The sequence below is a fragment of the Saprospiraceae bacterium genome (assembly GCA_016717265.1).
In the GTDB taxonomy this organism is placed as follows: Bacteria; Bacteroidota; Bacteroidia; order Chitinophagales; family Saprospiraceae; genus Vicinibacter.
This window is the reverse complement of record JADKFX010000001.1, coordinates 1,040,726-1,060,298: the sequence shown is the minus strand read 5'-3', so window position 1 is coordinate 1,060,298 and position 19,573 is coordinate 1,040,726. Positions and strand designations below refer to the sequence as shown.

Annotated in this window: 12 protein-coding genes; 4 read left to right on the top strand and 8 right to left on the bottom strand. The window is 34.4% G+C overall.

Annotated elements, in window-relative coordinates; all coding sequences use genetic code 11:
- Positions 1–106 precede the first annotated feature (106 nt).
- The 4 genes from IPO86_04175 to IPO86_04160 all read right to left on the bottom strand — a co-directional run bounded on the left by IPO86_04175 (position 107) and on the right by IPO86_04160 (position 10,003).
- Positions 107–1,144 carry a PorV/PorQ family protein gene (locus IPO86_04175; protein MBK9727298.1) on the bottom strand — a complete coding sequence of 346 codons (1,038 nt, stop codon included), beginning with the start codon at positions 1,142–1,144 and terminating at the stop codon, positions 107–109.
- Between the two features lie 73 nt (positions 1,145–1,217).
- On the bottom strand, positions 1,218–5,207 hold the full coding sequence (locus IPO86_04170; protein MBK9727297.1) for a hypothetical protein: 3,990 nt from the start codon (positions 5,205–5,207) through the stop codon (positions 1,218–1,220).
- Positions 5,208–5,234: 27 nt separating this feature from the next.
- Positions 5,235–8,894: a TonB-dependent receptor gene (locus tag IPO86_04165; GenBank protein ID MBK9727296.1), complete on the bottom strand. Its 3,660-nt coding sequence runs from the start codon at positions 8,892–8,894 to the stop codon at positions 5,235–5,237.
- Between the two features lie 161 nt (positions 8,895–9,055).
- A complete protein-coding gene (locus tag IPO86_04160) occupies positions 9,056–10,003 on the bottom strand; it encodes a hypothetical protein (protein ID MBK9727295.1) in 948 nt (315 codons plus the stop codon).
- A 205-nt stretch (positions 10,004–10,208) separates the two neighbouring features.
- Here IPO86_04160 and carB point away from each other — a divergent pair, with 205 nt between their 5' ends.
- On the top strand, positions 10,209–13,025 hold the full coding sequence (gene carB / locus IPO86_04155; protein ID MBK9727294.1) for a carbamoyl-phosphate synthase large subunit: 2,817 nt from the start codon (positions 10,209–10,211) through the stop codon (positions 13,023–13,025).
- A gap of 443 nt (positions 13,026–13,468) precedes the next feature.
- A complete protein-coding gene (locus IPO86_04150; protein MBK9727293.1) occupies positions 13,469–14,248 on the top strand; it encodes an AMP nucleosidase in 780 nt (259 codons plus the stop codon).
- A gap of 281 nt (positions 14,249–14,529) precedes the next feature.
- Here the strand turns inward: IPO86_04150 and IPO86_04145 are convergent, their stop codons facing one another.
- The 4 genes from IPO86_04145 to IPO86_04130 all read right to left on the bottom strand — a co-directional run bounded on the left by IPO86_04145 (position 14,530) and on the right by IPO86_04130 (position 17,430).
- Positions 14,530–15,033 (bottom strand): OmpH family outer membrane protein, encoded by a 504-nt coding sequence (locus tag IPO86_04145; protein ID MBK9727292.1) that lies wholly within the window; start codon positions 15,031–15,033, stop codon positions 14,530–14,532.
- Positions 15,034–15,065: 32 nt separating this feature from the next.
- Entirely contained in the window at positions 15,066–15,284 is a 219-nt protein-coding gene (locus IPO86_04140) for a twin-arginine translocase TatA/TatE family subunit (protein MBK9727291.1), read from the bottom strand.
- Positions 15,285–15,310: 26 nt separating this feature from the next.
- On the bottom strand, positions 15,311–16,261 hold the full coding sequence (locus IPO86_04135; GenBank protein MBK9727290.1) for an isopenicillin N synthase family oxygenase: 951 nt from the start codon (positions 16,259–16,261) through the stop codon (positions 15,311–15,313).
- Positions 16,262–16,335: 74 nt separating this feature from the next.
- Positions 16,336–17,430 (bottom strand): hypothetical protein, encoded by a 1,095-nt coding sequence (locus tag IPO86_04130; protein ID MBK9727289.1) that lies wholly within the window; start codon positions 17,428–17,430, stop codon positions 16,336–16,338.
- Positions 17,431–17,655: 225 nt separating this feature from the next.
- Here IPO86_04130 and IPO86_04125 point away from each other — a divergent pair, with 225 nt between their 5' ends.
- Together IPO86_04125 and nadC are read left to right on the top strand one after the other, a co-directional pair.
- Positions 17,656–18,363 (top strand): PorT family protein, encoded by a 708-nt coding sequence (locus tag IPO86_04125; GenBank protein ID MBK9727288.1) that lies wholly within the window; start codon positions 17,656–17,658, stop codon positions 18,361–18,363.
- A 2-nt stretch (positions 18,364–18,365) separates the two neighbouring features.
- On the top strand, positions 18,366–19,214 hold the full coding sequence (gene nadC, locus IPO86_04120; GenBank protein MBK9727287.1) for a carboxylating nicotinate-nucleotide diphosphorylase: 849 nt from the start codon (positions 18,366–18,368) through the stop codon (positions 19,212–19,214).
- The last annotated feature ends 359 nt before the right edge of the window (positions 19,215–19,573 follow it).

Sequence of the window (19,573 nt, the reverse complement as noted above, 5' to 3'; positions counted from 1 at the left end):
GGGTTAAAAAACAAAAGAACGTTTCCTGATTTTAACAGGAAACGTTCTTTAATTTAGACTATTTCTAATTATAACAACATTTGGACGTTGTTTAGTTCCTCACAGATTAAAATTCCAAACGAACACCAAATTGATGTGTTCCCTGAAATGGATCTGAATGTTTGTAACCATAATCAATTGCAAGTCTGGTTTCAGATTTCTTTTTCAATGGGACGGATACAGATGCGCCAGCTGCCAAACCTGTATGTGCCGTTTTATTAATTTTATCTTCATTTGAACCAAGCTCATATTTATAAGAACCCCGCAGTGCAAAATATTGTGTAATTTTTATTTCTGCACCCGCACCTATTTCATCTCTTCCAAAAGAATTTGATGTAAAATTTAACATAGGCGTCAATTTAATTGACTCTGAAGGAATGAAATCATAAGAAATACCAATATGGAGTTGAGATGGCAATTCAAATTGGCTTAATCTTACATTATACGTTATGTCTGTATTTTCCGGACTTTTTAATTGTGTTGATAAACCATCTCCACTAAAACTCATGGGGCCACCTACATTCCGCAAGGCGATTCCAAATTTAAAATTATCCTGAGCACCAGAAACATATTGCACTCCAGCGTCTATTGAAAATCCAAAAGTATTTAAGTCCTGGATAGATTCTGAAATTCCTTTAAATAAAACTCCTACAGCAATTTTATTTCCGAAAGTATGAGCATAGCCGACGCCAATATTACTAAAAGATGGTGAATATGTAGCACCTGTCCCTTCTGGTGTTGCATTTGTTGTGACTCTAATTTCGCCAAAATCAAGGTTCATAAGAGATACTCCTAACGTTCCACTTTTGCCGATTTTAACAGCAAAACCACCAGCATTAATGTTGATTCCACTTGGGCGCAACCATTTCGTTTGAGATAAGCCAATTTCCCATTTGTTAATTCTGGAAATTCCTGCAACATTGACCATCATTGCCTCAACACCACTGATACAGGATGCATTTAAGCTGTTTAATGCGCCACTTCGTGCCCAAGGATTCATTAATAATTCATAAGCACCTGCTTCTCCTTGTCGATCTGGATTTCCAGCAAATATTAAAACCGGAATTGCCAATATTGAAAAAAATGTAAAAATTATTTTTTGCATAACGCCTAGTTTAATATGGTTTTAAAAACGGGCTATTTTAGATTTTACAAAATAGCCCATTTATGTATAATTTTTATAAACCGGATGGGTCAAATTTTCTAGCTACACCAAACCATTTGACAATTTTTTCAGCACCCGTTGTATTTTCTTTTATGTGAATAATATATGCACCACTTGCAACTGGAATCGATTTAAAATTTGTCAAATCCCATTCTAAATCCGGTGTAATTTGATTTTCTAAAACTCCTGGATTTGAACCTGTCCGTTTCACTGGTGTTTCATCACGCTTATATTGCTTAATGAATTTTCCATCTACAGAATATATTGTGATGGTACAACTAGCTGGCAAATTTGTAATTTTAACAACATTGCTAAATTGACCTGTTTCATAGTTTGAAAATCCATAGTATGGATTTGGAACTACATTCACATTGTCTAAAGCTGTACTAATTTCTTCCTTTTTTACAATGGGATTTGCATCCTGACCAATTATGCTAAAAGAATAAAAATTATGCCCTTTATTCTCGTTGGTACCGATCGCATATTGATACGGATTTTCAACACGTAATCGAATGGTAAGATCATTTGGAACAATTCCATCATGATAGGACCTTAGACTTGCTTGAGGAAATAATGCAGACATACTGCACCAGGTAAAGTCTCTGAACAATCTGTTTTTATCTGCAATCTTAGTAGAATTTAAACCTAAGCGGAATGATTTACAAGAGTCATAAGGAGTCTTTGTAACGTATATATAATGATGGCCTCCTAAACTTACGTTAAATCTGGTTTGTGATAGTGCACATGTTGGATTAAAAAAGACATATTCATCGGTTGGATTGTACATCATATCATTTCCTGTCAATGGTTTTGTATTACAACCATCTAATAAAATATTTTCAGGTGAATAAAATGAATTTTCACCAAAGAAAATATTAAGGCGTTTTCCAGATTCAACATCTACTGCATAGCCCGGAAACCAACCATATCCTGTGCTGTCTTCTTTTGTATCAATATCAGCCAAACCATCTCCATCTGCATCGTCATTTGTAACCGATGGACTCTTTTTAATTGCAAAATTCTTTAATCCAGTAACAGGCGACGTTAAAGCTTCGCCTACATTTGGATTCCAGGTTTCTACAACTAAACATCGACTCCATTTAGATTTATCTGATGTGAATATGATATCCACATTATTTAAATCAGACATTTTAATAGTTCCTCTGGTTACTTTAGATAATGGATCTATCCATACTGGTGTTAAATAAGTAGTATCAGATGGCAATTTATATGGATACCAGGTACCTTCTACTGTCTCTCCTGCACCTAGGTTTGAAAAACATTCTTGCGGATCTAATGCATATGCGGGTTGCCCTAAACCTGATAAAATAAAATCTGTCACATCTACATTGTTATCTGGCTGTGCGGTGTACCATAAAGTATCATTCAAATCTTTATAATCATAAAACAATCCTTCCCCTATCACTCCACAACTATTTAATGAATCACTACCAGCTTCAATAGTTTGACCGATTACCACAGAAATTCCAAATTTATTAATAATCTGTTCGTTAAATCGACTAATATCTGTTTGTGATTTTATAGAATCATTTGTGGTAATATTTACTAACAACCAATTTACAGGATCATCTAATTTGGTATTATTTAAATTAGAATCTGTAAAACGCAATTCATATACACCATTCTTAACGCGTAATGGATCATATACTTTAATTTCAACAGGACCTCTGCCAGCTTGGTATTGAATTAAGCCATCAAAACCTGGAGCTAATAATTTATCATACATGTTTGGTTTTAATAAAAGATCTTTACCTCCCATTCCTATACCATCATGCCGTGTAATTTCAAATCCAGTTCCATATTTGGAATTTAATTTTTCATAAATCAAAGGTCTAGGAATTGCTGTATAAGGTTTTCCATCTTCGTTTGGTCCTATATTCAAACGTCCTGGACAATACTGGGTACGTTGACCTAAGTTTTCGACTATATTAAAATCTTTATAATTATTATAACCATAGGCAATTACAGTAAAAAAATACTTCTTGTGATTAATTAATCTTCTATCCCCTTTTGCAAATTGATCTTCTGTGACATTAAAAGTATGCCTTATGCCATTATTTACACCTTCTACTTTTTCTTCTGGGGTATAGATAATAGGATGTGTAGTAGGATCCGGACTTGGATTTTTAATGCCTATCCAATTATAAACTTTTTTAACTTTATTTTTGAGATCGACCGTAAATATTTCTCTTACTTTGGTTGGATCATTTATTGCATCTTCACTCAGTGTTATAGATGGATCAGCCACTTGAAAAATTCGGTATCCTTCAAAGCGGTATAAGCTATCTACACCTGCCGGAAATCCAATTCCAGCTTCTGTATAATCTTCAAATTTATTGTTGGATGTAAGATCATTTGTTAAAACAAGGACTAACTCGCGATCCAGCTCAATAATATCAACATCTGGAGCATCAGGACAATCTAATATTTTAAAGCAATTGTCGAATAAATCCTGAGAAAGTTTATCCGCTGCAAATAATTCACTAGGATCAGGACATGGATAATTTTGATCCGGAACAAAAACAGCACCAATAATTAATTCATTAATAGCACCAGGTCTTAATTGCATAGGACCCGTTGCTTGAAGCGTTCTTCGATCCCCTTCAGGCGCAATAGCAGAACACATACTCCATCCTGTTGCATCGTTTGGATCTCCTGGAAGAGCATATCGAGTGGTATCTTGTGAGCTTGGGTTATAACCGGTTCCACCTTTTGTCAAAGGGGTACCATCTCTCCAACTTCCAGTTAAATAGCGATAATATTCAATGGCTGATCCTGGATCTGTAGTTGCAGCAGGAGGATTTCCACCACCTGCAGGATTATTATAGTACATAAAGGAAGACATTCCTAATTCACGTCCGGCAGTATCTAAAGGTCCTCTAAAATAATCCACCCCTAACATTGGAATTTCGGTACAATATGTATTTACTCCTCGGTCGCAATTACAACCATTAGAACCATCTGTGGCATCTATATTATAGATGTACATCAAGCTACGCTCTACACTACATCCAATATAATCATCAGAATAACATCCTAAATCCGGATCAATCCACATAGCAAAATAACATTGATCAAGATTTTGTGGTGCTCTGTTTATCAGTTTATACCGTTGGAAGGTCATATCGTTAATCTGGTCACTGGTATTAAAAGCAAATGCTTGTACCTGGACTTCCATACGAATTGGGTCCCCATTTGAATTTGTATGAATTCCTCCATTGTCATTATAGATCCAAAAAAACATCTGATCAGGATACACGGGTTCGGTACAACCCCGAATATCAATTATCGGAAAATCTCCTTTTTCAGGCTCATAAAGACCATTGTCTGATGCCGTACCAGGTTCTTCATAAAATAAACCTAAACCTTGGGGTAAAAATGGAAGCTCAAAGCCATATTTTGTAGAAAAATATTTATTTCCTCTGGCTGGATAATACAACACATCTTCCGGAATTTCTTCTTGTGTTAAATCACGAATCCCTTTAAATTCTTTGTATTTTTTTTGTTGTTCTCTAATATTTTTTCCAAGCACTACAAAAAATCGGTCCCAGTCTAAGCAATCCTTGGTATCGGTTTCCCCCGTTGTTGGAGTTAACGGACCAGGCCAACAATCATTGCTAGAAGAACTTCTGAAATCTTGTGCCATAATATGCAAATTGTTGGATGGATCGTAACCACCTACCCAAACCGCTCCGGCGAAAATCGCAGACACCGGTTTCTTCGTGGATCCTTCTGGGATTTTTGGAACGATATAACTTCCATTGTTTAAGTCCCACCAGCAATCGCCACCATTTAATAAACGTGCCCGGACATTATTAATATCCATATCGATCTGTTTGGTAGCTGCTGCACAAGCACCACCTCTTGATTTTAGGATTTTTTCTTTTGTTTCCGGACTCATACTTTTCGCTGGTGGTCTATGTGCCCACAAAGATTGATCCCCAATAGCAAAAATAAATATAAATAAAAATATATATTTCATAATTGAAATGTTGTTAATGTGATAAAATTAAAATTCCAAAATTGCTCCAATAAATATTCTACGAGGCAATGTATAAAAATCAGGATTTAATAATCTGTAATTATATTGATTTACAAAATAATCAATAAAATCTTCCCCATATTGAGCTGAAACATTGTTAAATTCTGCAGCACCTTTATCAGATCTCAAATAGCCATCATCTTTAGCACTTCCAGAGCCCCTGTACACTGAAATTACATTTCTAGTATCCAGTAAATTTTGAACTCTTAAATAAACATTCAAATCCAATGGATGCTTTCCTTTTGTTATGGTAATATTTTTATCAATACGCATATCAATATTAAAATTCCAAGGCAAACGGGAGCCATTAATATCTCCTCGGTAACCAGAACCATCAAAACGAACAATGGTAGTTCCAGGAGAATAAGGACGACCTGAAGCGGTTACTACTTGTAGATTAATACCTGCATTTGCTAATATATCCTTGCCTAATACTTTGGGGCCATTATATTTTTTACCTGCATCAAAACGATAATCTGCTGTAAATGCAAAACGATGTCTTTCATCATAATTAAAAGGAAAAATATTACGAATGTTGATTCCTTTTTGTGTTAAACCTCTTGCAGATTCAGGATCAGATCCAGTTCCATCAGCAAATTGTAGAGTATAAGCTGCTGTAAATTCTAAGTTACTTGTTCTTCTCAAATCATATGAAAAGTTAAATCCTTTTACAGTTCCAAAGTCAATGTTTCCGTAACTATCATAGGTTCCAATTTCAGTAACGCGGCTATAGGTAATTCGATTAATCATATTCCGCAACTCTTTATAATATGCAGACATTTTTATCGCAGATGAATTGGAAATTTTTTGTTGAAATCCAACTTCATAATCTACCGTCTGTGTAGGTTTAAGATTTCCATTATTAGCGGGCGTTCTTCCTTGCTCATTAAAATAATAATAGGCTAAGGGACTCACATAAACATTGGAAGTAGGTCGCTGAACTAAGATATCATAATGTGCAAAAAAATTAGAGTTATCGGATATTGGAAATGAAAAAGCTAATCTCGGCATCCAATTTACTTGAGGCTTATAATCTTCAAAAGATTCTTCCCATTTATAATATTTTGTAGTGATGTCGCGATACTTTTTCTCAGGTTCAATATAGGCTGCTGTGACCAGGTTACTTGTAAAAATCTGATCTGATGAATTCACCGGCGCACCTTGTGAATTATACCACTGATCACCATTCCGATAAGCTTTAATTGCTGTAGAACCTTCTGTGGTAACATATACTTTATAATCATCTCCAATCGAACCTGGTTTATCCGTATTATTTATATCATGAAAACTTTTCGCACCTAAAATACCATATAATGAATATGGATCTTTTAATACTTTAGTATTTGCATCGTAGCGATCTATCCGTAAACCTAAACGGAAAATGATATCTTTAAATGTAAATTTATCCTGAATATATCCACCATAATAATTTGGTGTAAATGGAGCTACAACAAATAACTTATTGGAGTCGGCATCTAATGCAAAAAAGTCTTCAAATTTAACATTCCCTGTCAATTTATTACCCAAATAGTCAAATCCAGAATACCCAATTGCTTGTTGATCTGTCAATTCTTTCGCAGAAAACATATCCAGCGTCAAATCGTTGTTACCAAATTCATTCACATTTACATAAGTATGCGCTGAAGTCTCTATAGGGGTATTAGGATATAATTTTGTTCTAATACTTTTCATGAATTTAAATTCCCGCAAATCAGATTCAATGATGGTAGGATGTTCATCGACACTATCCTGGAAAAATGGATTCCAAACTCTACCTATAATAACATTGGTATCAACACCACTGGTAATATGCTTATTTGAATATAATTTTCCAAGGTTCCACAAACCAAAAGGTGCTATCGTCCAGTTTCTATTTGTACGTTGTTCATAAACAAAACCAAATTGAATATTATGTCTTCCACTTTTAGATCCTCCAGGTAAAAAATCAAAACCACTTGTGATCTGGAGTGTCAATAAATCGTTATCTGTTTTTTGATAATTATTATAAGTTCCTCCAACATTATTATGAAGATTTCCCCATAAATTATCATAGGCTGTGCTTAAAAATCCATTATATGCACGGTACGATTCAAGATCTGTTGGGTCTTCTGTTGGAAGCTTATTAAATGCAGCATAGACAGGGTTTGGTGAATTTTGAGCATCAAACGAATTGATAACTAAATTATATCCATTATGTTGTCCAAAATTATCAAATGTTGGATCATAATTACCGTTGAATTTTCCAAAATACCCATAATCAAAAAATCGATCTTTATGTCTAAAATCCTGGGTTTTTGATTTCGATTTTTGCAAGCCTCCTTGAATTGTATAAAATGCATTCTGGATATTTGAAGGTGTAGAAACTTCTCCATCCTTTTTTGCATTTAGATCAACCAGTTTACCCAATCGATGTCTAAGCCTTACGTTTACCCGGTAGATATCATTATTAGATTCAGGGTTGTTTACCCAATTTAATAAAGTCCATGCTCCTTGGCCAATGGTGGTATTATCATCTCCTGGATTAAATCTGTCCTTCACCTGAGAATAATTACCAGATATTGATAGATCTATATTCTCAACTGGTCTAAAGTCTAATTTACCCGTTAAATCATACGCGGTATTCTGCTCATTTGGATTGTACTTAATAAACTCTACTTCATCATCTGTAAGGATTTCTCCGGTAGGCAGTGTAGAGGTACCATAAAGCTTTAATGGATCCCTTGAAAGACGTTCTATAGTACTTTCTTTAGCTCTATAAACTCCAAAAGCTGCTGGGTCATCATCTTTTTGATAATTATATTGACCTGCTAACCGGTAGCCTAAAATGGTACGTCCTCTGGTTGAATCCGTTAATTTTTTTCTATAAATTGGTCCGCTAAAGTTGACACTTAATAAATTATATCCATAAGGATCAAGGCCAGAAGAAGTTTCTCCTTCTATCCCTCCTGAAAATTTAGAAGATGGGCCTTTACTGGTAAGTGCAATAATTCCTCCGGTTACATCACCATATTGAGCTTCAACACCACCAGTCACAACTTGTAATTGTTCCAATTCTGAAGTTGGAATTTGCCGACCGGTAATTCTCAAGCCATCAAGATAGTATACGGTAGCATCAGAACGAGACCCCCGAATACTTGCATCTCCACCATCAACGCTGGATAAACCAGCAGCTGTGGAAGCAACGCCCAGTACGTTTTTTACAGGAAGGTTTTTGATTTTTTCAGCAGTAATTACGGTGCCTTGTGTAGTATTATCCTTTTCAATTAAAGGAGCTTTATATTCTACAATTTCGACAGCTTCTAATTCAATACCTGCGCTGATTTTAATATTCAGGGTGTTTGCTTTACCACCTAAAATATTAATCCCTGTAACCTTGGTTGAATTATAACCAACATAACGTGCTTCCACGTCATATTTTCCTGGATCTAATTGAACATTGAAATTTCCATCAAAATCGGTTACAATTGTGGTAACCTGGATACCATTTTTAAATAAAACAATACCGCATTGAATGATGGCTTCCCCGGATTCTTTATCTGTCACTTTTCCAGCTAAAGACGTCTGGCTATAAGCAGATAAAATGCAAAAGGAGAATAGACTAAACAAGAGTAAGAATCGTTTAAACATAATGTGAATTTGAGGATTCTGTCGTAAAAAAATTTTGCAATGTTAAGGATTTCTAAACCGATTTCAAATACCAATTAAATTCAAATTTTTAATTTCTAAAAATGAGTGCGCTGTTTTTAAAATTTAAATAATCTAATTAATTGATTTTCAGCATATTAAATTTATAACCGGGGTAGCACCCGATCTAATTTTTCTAGTAAAATTTCTCCTATCTTTTGTTTCGACTGGTAGGTCCAACCAGCAATATGGGGGCTTAAAATGACCTGAGGCAGACGATACAATTCTTCATACATGGCTCTTTCGGTTTCCGTAAAACTTGCCGGTTTTTCATTTTCAAAAACATCTAGACAAGCACCTTTGACCTTTCCTATATGCAAAGCATGGATTAGGTCAATCGTATTAACAACCTGACCTCTTGAAGTATTAATCAGATAAAATGGATTTTTACAGCCAGCAATAAAATCTCTATCCAGTAAATTCTTCGTTTCAGTGGTCAGGGGTAAATGCAAACTAATCACGTTGGCCGATTTCCGGATTTCATCTGCATCTACTACGTGGGTATAACGATTCAGTTGCTTTGAAAGCTGCTTATATTTATCATAAACTAAAACTTTAACACTTAATCCTTCTAGTAATTCAACAAAACGAGCACCTGTATGACCATACCCAAGTACGCCTATGACCTTCCCTGCCAATTCTTCACCTCGGTTTTTTTCCCGCTCCCAAAGGAGTCTACGAACTTCATAATCAGCCCGATTTAGATTTCTAAACAAAGAAAACAACATCCCTAATGCATGTTCTGCAACTGCATTACAATTTGCTTCCGGTGTGTTAATCAGATGAATTCCTCTTTCTAAGGCTGCCGGGATGTCAATAATTTCCATTCCAGAACCCAGTCTTCCGATCCATAATAAACTTTGAGCTCGCTTAAGAAATGCTCGATCAACGACTATCTTACTATTTATAACTAAGCCTTCATAATTCGAAATTTTGTCAAAAGTTTCCTGCAAGCTGATTTCTGGCTCAAAATCAACGATCCAATTCCGGTCAATCAAACCTTTTATTAATAAGGGATGAACATCATCCGTAATGAGTACTTTCTTCTTCATTTTATCCCCTTTTAAAGGCAATCGACATTACTATTCAATAGAATATTATCAATAAAATCGATGCGAATGGTTATTCTAAAATCTAATCAATTTGCTTGGTACCAAAGGTCTGCTGAATTCCTTACATATTTTTAGTATATGTAAATTTCAGTTTATTAATAAGATCCATTGGCAACCCTTATCTTTGCGCCAAATTTACGATTTAATGCCAAAAGACAGCTCAATTCACTCTGTATTGATAATAGGAAGTGGCCCCATTATAATAGGACAAGCCTGCGAATTTGATTATTCTGGTACTCAGGCAGCGCGTTCATTGCGGGAAGAAGGACTTGAAATAAGCCTTATAAATTCAAATCCTGCTACGATCATGACAGATCCAGTTACTGCGGATCATATCTATTTATTGCCTTTAACTGTAGAAAGTATTATTAAAATCCTTGAAGAGCGAAAAATAGATGCTGTTTTACCTACTATGGGAGGACAAACGGCATTGAATCTAGCAATTGAGGCTGAAAATCAAAATGTTTGGAAAAAATATGGCGTGAAAATGATTGGTGTTGATGTTTCCGCTATTGAATTGACAGAAAACAGGGAACTTTTCAGAAAACACATGATCCAACTGGGAGTTTCTGTTGCCCCCTCTCAAATTGCAAACTCTTTTTTAGAAGGAAAAGAAGCTGCTCAAAAAATAGGATACCCATTAGTTATCAGACCATCATTTACCTTAGGCGGAAGTGGTGGTAGTTTAGTCCATAAAGCCGACCAGTTTGATGAATGTTTAAGACGAGGCTTAGATGCTTCTCCTACACATGAGGTATTAGTTGAAAAAGCCGTTTTAGGATGGAAGGAATTTGAATTAGAATTATTACGAGATCAAAATGACAATGTAGTTATCATTTGCACGGTTGAAAATGTTGATCCCATGGGAATCCATACAGGAGATAGCATTACGGTGGCTCCTGCAATGACCCTTTCGGATACCGGCTTCCAAAGGATGCGGGATCAGGCCATTATGATGATGCGTTCATTAGGAAATTTTGCGGGCGGTTGCAATGTCCAGTTTGCAATGAATCCTGAAAATGAAGAAATTATTGCCGTTGAAATTAACCCTCGGGTTTCAAGATCTTCTGCTTTGGCAAGTAAAGCAACAGGATATCCTATTGCCAAAATAGCTGCGAAACTATCCATAGGCTATACCTTAGATGAATTGACCAATCAAATTACTGGCAATACATCTGCCCTTTTTGAACCATCATTAGATTATGTGATCGTTAAAATGCCACGTTGGAATTTTGAAAAATTTCAAGGAGCGGATCAGCGATTAGGCTTACAAATGAAATCTGTAGGAGAAGTAATGGCGATTGGCCGGAGTTTTACAGAAGCTTTACAAAAGGCATGTCAATCACAAGAAAATGATAGACATGGCTTAGGTGCAGATAAAAAAGAATGGATTAATACCCAGGATATATTAGAACGACTTGAAATCGTAAGTGATGATCGAATTTATCGTTTAAAAGATGCACTGCGATTAGGAGTTCCTGAAAAAACAGTGCATAAATTGACAGGAATTGACCCCTGGTTTATTAAAGAAATTAAAAAATTAGTAATACTTGAAGATCAGTTGTTGAAATATAATTTGCCGGAAGACATTCCTTATAATTTTTTTATAGAATTGAAGAAGAATGGTTATAGCGATAATCAAATAGGATGGTTAATGCGGGTTGATGAAAAAGATGTTATAAAACAAAGGAGAAAATTAGGAATTAAACGCGTGTTTAAATTAGTGGATACTTGTGCTGCAGAATTTGAAGCTAAAACACCTTATTACTATTCAACCTTTGATGAAGAAAACGAAAGTGTAAGTCATGATAGAAAAAAAATAATCGTTTTAGGCTCCGGACCAAATCGTATAGGACAAGGAATAGAATTTGATTATTGCTGTGTACATGGGGTGATGGCAATCCGGGAAGAAGGCATGGAAGCGATCATGGTAAATTGCAATCCAGAAACCGTCTCAACCGATTTTGATATTGCTGATAAATTATATTTTGAACCCATTTATTGGGAACATATTGAAGAAATAATTGATCATGAAAAACCAGATGGAATCATTGTACAATTGGGTGGACAAACGGCTTTAAAATTATCAGAAAAAATTCATCAGAAAGGAATAAAATTAATAGGTACAAGCTTTGACAATATGGATATTGCTGAAGATCGAGGCCGATTTTCTGATATGTTGAAAGACATGGATATTCCATATCCCCGATATGGGGTAGCAACCGATGCGGATTCGGCATTGGAAGTTGCAAAAAAAATTGGTTATCCGGTATTAGTTAGACCATCGTATGTACTTGGTGGTCAAAGAATGCGAATTGTTATAAATGATGAAGAATTAGAACGCCATGTATTAACGATCTTTAAACACATGCCAGATAATAAGGTATTGATAGATCAGTTTCTAGAACGCGCCAAAGAAGCTGAGATCGATGCGATCTGTGATGGAGAGGATGTTCATATTATGGGAATTATGGAACATATTGAACCCGCTGGAATTCATTCCGGAGATAGTTCTGCAGTATTACCACCCTATAGTTTAAGTCAGCAAGCAATTGATACTATGATTGAATATGCTAAAAGACTTGCCTTTAAATTAGAAATCAAGGGATTAATAAATATTCAATTTGCAATAAAAGATGATCATGTATTTGTAATTGAAGCAAACCCAAGAGCTTCCCGCACAACACCTTTCATTGCAAAAGCCTATAAAGTGCCTTATTTAAATATAGCTACAAAAGTCATGTTGGGACAAAAAAAATTAAAGGAATTTAATATGCAAAATAATATGGATGGATATGCCATTAAAGTACCAGTATTTTCCTTTAATAAATTTCCAGGTGTAGATAAGAGTTTAGGGCCCGAAATGAAGTCTACTGGAGAAGCTATTCATTTTATAAAAGATTTGTATGATCCATTTTTCAGAGAAATTGATTCTAAAAGGAATATGTATCTTACCCGATAATATTTACAGAGTAGAAATTGAAAATTAGTTTGAAGATCTTCGCCTACCAAAATTAAGCAATGGATATAGGGTTAATATTAAAATGAATTCTTTTTAATAAATTGGAACAGAAGGCATTTCTATACTAATCTTTTTTATTTTAAATTCAATAAATTCTAAATTGAACCTAGCTTGATTGAATTCTATAATTCCTTTAGATTGGAAAGTCTATGAATTTGTTTTCAAGTATTATCATTCTATCCTTTGAAGAACAAAAAATAAAGTAAAACGGAGTTGTGCAAGTTCAACTTTTAAGCTTTTGATTTACCGAATCCAAAATCTTGGAATCCAATTCATCCTGTTTAACTTGTTTTTATTGTATTTTGCGTTTAAATAATTGAAGGATACAGAAAATAACAGGGAAGTCGATTAGGTTTGTAATTGTAAAACATAATTTTTAACATGTGAAGACAAAAAGAGAAATTGTAGAAAACTGGTTACCCAGATATACAGGCACTAATCTGGATGAATTTGGCAAATATATTCTGCTCGTAAATTTCAGTTTGTATGTTGAGTTATTTGCAGAATGGAATGAAGTTGAAATCAAAGGTCGGGATCGATCCATGATAAATGCAACTGCGAATAATATTTCAATTATTAATTTTGGTATGGGCAGTCCAAATGCAGGTACTATTATAGATTTACTGACTGCTATTAAACCAAAAGCGATTTTGTTTTTAGGAAAATGTGGTGGGTTGAAATCGGGGAAAAATAAAGTTGGCGATTTTATTTTACCGATAGCAGCGATCCGAGGAGAAGGTACTTCAAATGATTATTTGCCACCAGAAGTTCCTGCTTTACCGGCATTTGCACTTCAAAAAGCAATTTCAACTACGATTCGAGAATATGAGCAAGATTACTGGACGGGAACGGTTTATACAACCAATAAAAGAGTTTGGGAACACAGGCTGGATTTTAAAAAATATCTAACGCGATTACGTGCTATGGCCATTGATATGGAAACTGCCACAATTTTTGTTGCTTCTTTTAAAAATAGAATTCCTGCTGGTGCTTTGCTCTTAGTATCCGATATGCCGATGGTGCCTGAAGGTGTAAAAACGGAGGCAAGTGATAAAAATGTTACCGAAAATTATTTGCACCTCCATTTGAAAATTGGAATTGATTCTCTCAGAAAATTAATTAATAACGCCCAGACGGTAAAACATTTGAGATTTGAAGAGTGACCAATGCAATTGGAATTCTGAAAATATTAGCGATTCCATTAACTAAAATTCTCAAAACCACTACACTGATAAAAATGGATTAAAAATTAAATCCACTTTCAAGGGGTTTGGGGTTCAGTAGGGACATACTAATGACTATGAAATTATTGTCAGTGGCCTCTGAAAATTTTAAACATTCAATGCTATCGATTTGTCTAAACGAAAATATATTGGATCCAAGCCAATGAATGAATTAGCATGCTTACTGCAGAATTGCACCTTTATAAAAGAATCCTATTGCCTTAGTAGCCTAATTTCTTGTATAACTTAGCTGAAACATCTTCACTTTGGCTGAAATATAAAATTCCTACGGCATTATCGAAAATAAACATATAGTTCTCTTCTTTTCCAATTTCTTGAATTGCCTTATTTATTTTATCCAATATGGGTTGAATTAGTTCCTGCCTTCTTTTTTCCAAAGATATTTGGGCGGATTGTCTATAGGTATTAATAGCATTTTGATCAATTTCAAGATCCGATTCTACTTGCTTTCTCTGCACAGCAGTTAAACTACCAGCTTTCATATCTAGTTGGTATTTTTTTACTTTCTCTTGAAACTTTACAACCATCTCTTCACCTGTTTTTGATAAAGAAGCTTCATATTGTTTCAAAGTAGCAGAAGCTTGTTTTGCTTCGGTCAAAGAATCTATCACTTGAACAGTACTAAGATGCCCTACTTTTTGAGATAAAAGCGGTGTTGAAAAAAAGCAAATAAAAAAAAGTGACGAAAGTGTAATAACCTTCATTGCGTTAAAATTTAATTTAAAAAAAGAATCAACTATTTGTTTTCAGAATCCAAATTTTTCCGGTCTGCATCCCGCATACCTTCTCTGATTTCATTCGAAATATTATTTTTAGCACTATTAAACTCCCGAATACCTGAACCGATACCCCGCATTAATTCCGGAATTTTTTTACCGCCAAATAACAATAAAACGATCAGTAATATTACAATTACTTCTGTTGATCCAAGATTTCCCAAAAATAGAAATTCCATGTTTTTATAGATTTTATAGGTCAAAGTTATTTTTTTAATCCGATTTCTCTAAGCCGCTCATCTAAATAGTCGCCAGCTGTTGTTGGTTCATAGGATGGTTTTGTACCTTTTGCTACACAGGAACCTAGACAAGTTAGGTCCATATTGCTCCTGGGATGCAGGAAAAAGGGTATTGAAAGCCTTGGAACGTGCCAATCTTTCTTTGGAGGATTGACAACACGGTGGGTTGTAGAGACTAAATAATTATTTGTTAATCTTTGTAACATGTCCCCAACATTAACGACAATTTCATTTTCCCCAGGGATTACATCCAACCATTCACCTTCTTTTGTCAAGACTTGTAATCCACCAGAAGAGGCTCCCACCAGGAGTGTAATTAGATTAATATCTTCATGTTGTTCTGAGCGAATTGCGGATTGAGGCTCTTGAATAATAGGTGGATAATGAATTGCTCTCAGGATGCTATTCCCATTGTGAATTTTTGGGTTAAAATAGCTTTCTTCCAATCCTAAATGAAGCGCAATTGCTTCTAACAAATAAGCGCCACTTTTTTCAAATGCACTAAATAATAGGTTCCCTAATTCGGTAAATCCTTTTGGATTTTTAACAAACACATTATCAGGATATTCCGTTTTCACCGGATCCCCATCAAGAACTGTTTGTCCAATCTGAAAAAATTCCTTTAAATCTCCAACATTTGAATGCTTCGCATGCTCTTTCCCAAAAGATGTATATCCCCGTTGTCCGGCTAGACCTGGAACCTCGTATTGTCTTTTAACATCCTCTGGCAATGAAAAAAAAGCTTTTGAATCTGTGTAAAATTGACTGACAAGATCTTTAGAAACCCCATGATTTATGACCCCAACAAATCCAATTTGATGGAAAGCATCCCCCAATTCCTGAACAAATTTCAATTTCTGTTCAGCATTACCGGATACAAAAAGATCAAGATCAACTAGTGGTATGGCTCGTTTCATTGCAAATTTTGAAATAAGAAAGATCAAAAATCAAACCAATTAAGGCAATCTTACTCAATAACATTATAGACTGTCTATTCGTTCCTGGGTTTAAATTTAGAATCTTTTAAAAATTGTTGAGAATCTTGAAGTTTCAATAGATCCCCTGGCTTTAATCCCGGGTGATTTTTAACATAGTTCAGAACGATATGATAACCAATATAATTTCCAGTTTGACCCGGAGCTGAATCTGGCATACCAGGTGATGTTGGACTTGGGCTCACATATTTTTTAAATTTTAATAATTCTGTAGAATACAATAAATTTTGATCTAAAAAATAAGACCAGATTTCAACTTTATTTTGATTGCACCAATTCATTTGCGCTGGAGTAAATTCAAATAAAACAGTATCCTGAATTCCAGGAATTATCTTTGATAAAATATATAATTTTTTTCCATTTTGAATTATAAAATCTAAAAATTGGGAAGCTTTTGATACTGCTAACTGATCCTCAACAAAGGCTTCAAAGGATTTTTTCAGCAAATGCTCTTTATTAAAGGAGCGCGTTAAGTAATTTGAGAAAACTGGATTTTTGGGGTCTACATACTTATAATCAAAGGAAGTACCAAGAAAAAATTCAAGTCCTATTCCGATGCCATTCGTGTTTTGTGATTCACTAAAAATAAAATTTCCATATCCAAAATTACTAAGCAATGTATAAAACACCGGGTCTGTTTCATTTGGAAAATAATATTTAAGATATTTTACAGATTTTTTTAGTTCCTTTAATAATTCATCATCATCCGAAAATTCAATTTGAGATTTATTAAATAAAATAAGGGTTAAGGAATCCCTAAGAAACGCTTTTAATTGATTTAAAAATTCTGGGCGAATGGTATCTAGTTTATCCGTTAATTGAGTTAATTGTATAAAATATAAATTTGAAAATGCTGGATACTTTTGAATTAGAGATTGTACGCCGGCATATAAATTTTGACTGTCTAAATTAAATAGTTCTTTCTCAAACCGAACTAGTTTTATATTTGCTTGAATTTGACTAACATCGGGCTCATTCTCAGAAAATGAGAAGTTGCAAGCTGTCAAAAATAACATCAAAAAGATAACAAAGAGTTGGTTCCATGTCAATTTTAAACGCTTTTGACATCCTAAATTACCGAGGTTTAACATAAATAAATATTGAATCTTATTTTGTAAATGTTATAAATTTATTTAATAGATAAGTAACAGTAAACTAAGGTTCAAAACAATATGAATAAATATAATTTTTAAAATTGTAAGAAGAATTTGGTTAAATAGAACGCTACAAATTTAAAATTATTCAATTTATTATAGCTTTACAGATTAGAAACCCAAAGGTATCACTAAATTAGAACTCAATTAAATACAAATTTTATGAAAAATTTAATTTACACACTTTTCCTTATTTTGCCAGGAATTCTCTTGAGTCAGGAGATTCGCTTTAGCGTATTAACCGGACCGAGTCTCAGTTGGATGAAAGGCAATACTAATAAAATCAACACTGAAGGTTCCAGAATTGGCTGGAAAGCGAATGTTCAAGGTGAATATTGGTTTAATGAACGATATGGAATCACTGGAGGGATAGGTTTATCCATAGCACAAGGAGGTGGATTGGAATATTTGAAAGGAGGAAATATTTGGAAAGAAGCTGAATTAAGCGATCCTATCTACAAGGACTTACCTGCAAATTCAAAATTGAATTATCGGATGAATTATATTGATATTCCATTTGGATTTAAACTTCGTACAAATGAATTTGGAAAATATCGCTTTTTTGTTCACGCCCCAGAATTTAGTCTTAGTTTGCGTACGAAAGCAAGGGGTGATATTGAAGCTCCACCATTGGCAGATTCCGAAGATGAAGACATTCGAAAAATGGTAAATTTCTTTGCTTTATTTTATGCCATAGGTGTTGGCACAGAGATTCGTATTTCGAATGATGTTTCTTTAATTGGAGGTATCCGCTTTTATCAAAGTTTCACAGATTTAACGGATGATAGTGGGACCTATAGTGATGGAAGTAAAGAAGAATCAAAAGGAATCTTGAGCAGTTTAGATTTTCGATTTGGTGTTATATTTTAAATATGAGTTATTTCAATATCCAACAATTTATTAAAGAAGCCCTTAACGAAGATATCCAAACGGGTGATATAACATCGCTTGCATGTATTCCGGCAGATGATATCAGTCATGCTATTCTTAAAGTAAAAGAAGATGGGGTATTGGCTGGAGTTGAATTAGCGAAATCGATATTTCAATATATTGATCCTGAAATCCATTTAAATATTTTCAAATTAGATGGAAGTTATATTCATTATGGTGATATTGCTTTTGAAGTAAAAGGTAAAACCAGAGATTTATTAAAAGCGGAGCGACTCATTCTAAACAGCATGCAACGGATGAGTGGAATTGCAACTTTGAGCAATCGCTATGTTGTTGAGGTTTCAGATTTACCAGTTCAATTATTAGATACCCGGAAGACAACACCTTTAATTCGGTATTTGGAGAAATGGGCCGTTAAAATTGGAGGATGCAAGAATTATCGGGATGGACTCTATGATTGGTTCATGATTAAAGACAACCATATTACAGCATGTGGCTCTATTATAAAAGCGATAAAAGCAGTTAAAAAATATCAAAAAACAAATAATCTTGAAAATTTAGGGATTACCGTTGAAGTAAAAAACCTTGAAGAATTAGAACAAGTACTTCGATTTGGAAATGTCACGCGTGTTATGTTGGATAATTTTGCATTACCCTTGTTGGCTGAAGGTGTAGCGATGGTTGGAAAAAAACTTGAAACCGAAGCTTCCGGAGGAATAAGTCTCGAAACAGTAAGAAAGGTAGCCCTGACTGGGGTTGACTTTATTTCTATTGGAGCCTTAACACACAGTGCCGGAAGCCTCGATTTAAGCCTGAAGATACAAAACTGAGTTTTTAAGCTGGATAAGTTCCAATTAACATTACCACAAGGATAAAAGTTAATACAACCACCAACCAAAAACGCATGTCTTTGTACATCACCGCTGGGGTTTGGTTTGCCTTCATACGCTTTCAGAAATTTGGAATATGAGAAAATAGTTTAAACCTTGTTCGTTAACTTGGTTGGAACTCAGTAACATACATCTTTAATAAAAATCTATGTGATGAATATTCTTGAGTTGATTTTTTAAACTATCGATTTAAGTATTTTAATTAAGATTCTTTAAGACAAGTTCATAAGTATACTTCCTTTGTTTCAAAAACTATACCATAGCAAAAAGCATTAATATGATCCATTTTATAGGTGTTA

Bases quoted from the DNA above. Each gene is read 5' to 3' on its own strand.
- IPO86_04125 (MBK9727288.1), top strand. From the start codon at position 17,656: ATGAAAAATTTAATTTACACACTTTTCCTTATTTTGCCAGGAATTCTC.
- IPO86_04165 (MBK9727296.1), bottom strand. From the start codon at position 8,894: ATGTTTAAACGATTCTTACTCTTGTTTAGTCTATTCTCCTTTTGCATT.
- IPO86_04145 (MBK9727292.1), bottom strand. From the start codon at position 15,033: ATGAAGGTTATTACACTTTCGTCACTTTTTTTTATTTGCTTTTTTTCA.
- carB (MBK9727294.1), top strand. From the start codon at position 10,209: ATGCCAAAAGACAGCTCAATTCACTCTGTATTGATAATAGGAAGTGGC.
- nadC (MBK9727287.1), top strand. From the start codon at position 18,366: ATGAGTTATTTCAATATCCAACAATTTATTAAAGAAGCCCTTAACGAA.
- IPO86_04160 (MBK9727295.1), bottom strand. From the start codon at position 10,003: ATGAAGAAGAAAGTACTCATTACGGATGATGTTCATCCCTTATTAATA.
- IPO86_04175 (MBK9727298.1), bottom strand. From the start codon at position 1,144: ATGCAAAAAATAATTTTTACATTTTTTTCAATATTGGCAATTCCGGTT.
- IPO86_04135 (MBK9727290.1), bottom strand. From the start codon at position 16,261: ATGAAACGAGCCATACCACTAGTTGATCTTGATCTTTTTGTATCCGGT.
- IPO86_04140 (MBK9727291.1), bottom strand. From the start codon at position 15,284: ATGGAATTTCTATTTTTGGGAAATCTTGGATCAACAGAAGTAATTGTA.
- IPO86_04170 (MBK9727297.1), bottom strand. From the start codon at position 5,207: ATGAAATATATATTTTTATTTATATTTATTTTTGCTATTGGGGATCAA.
- IPO86_04130 (MBK9727289.1), bottom strand. From the start codon at position 17,430: ATGTTAAACCTCGGTAATTTAGGATGTCAAAAGCGTTTAAAATTGACA.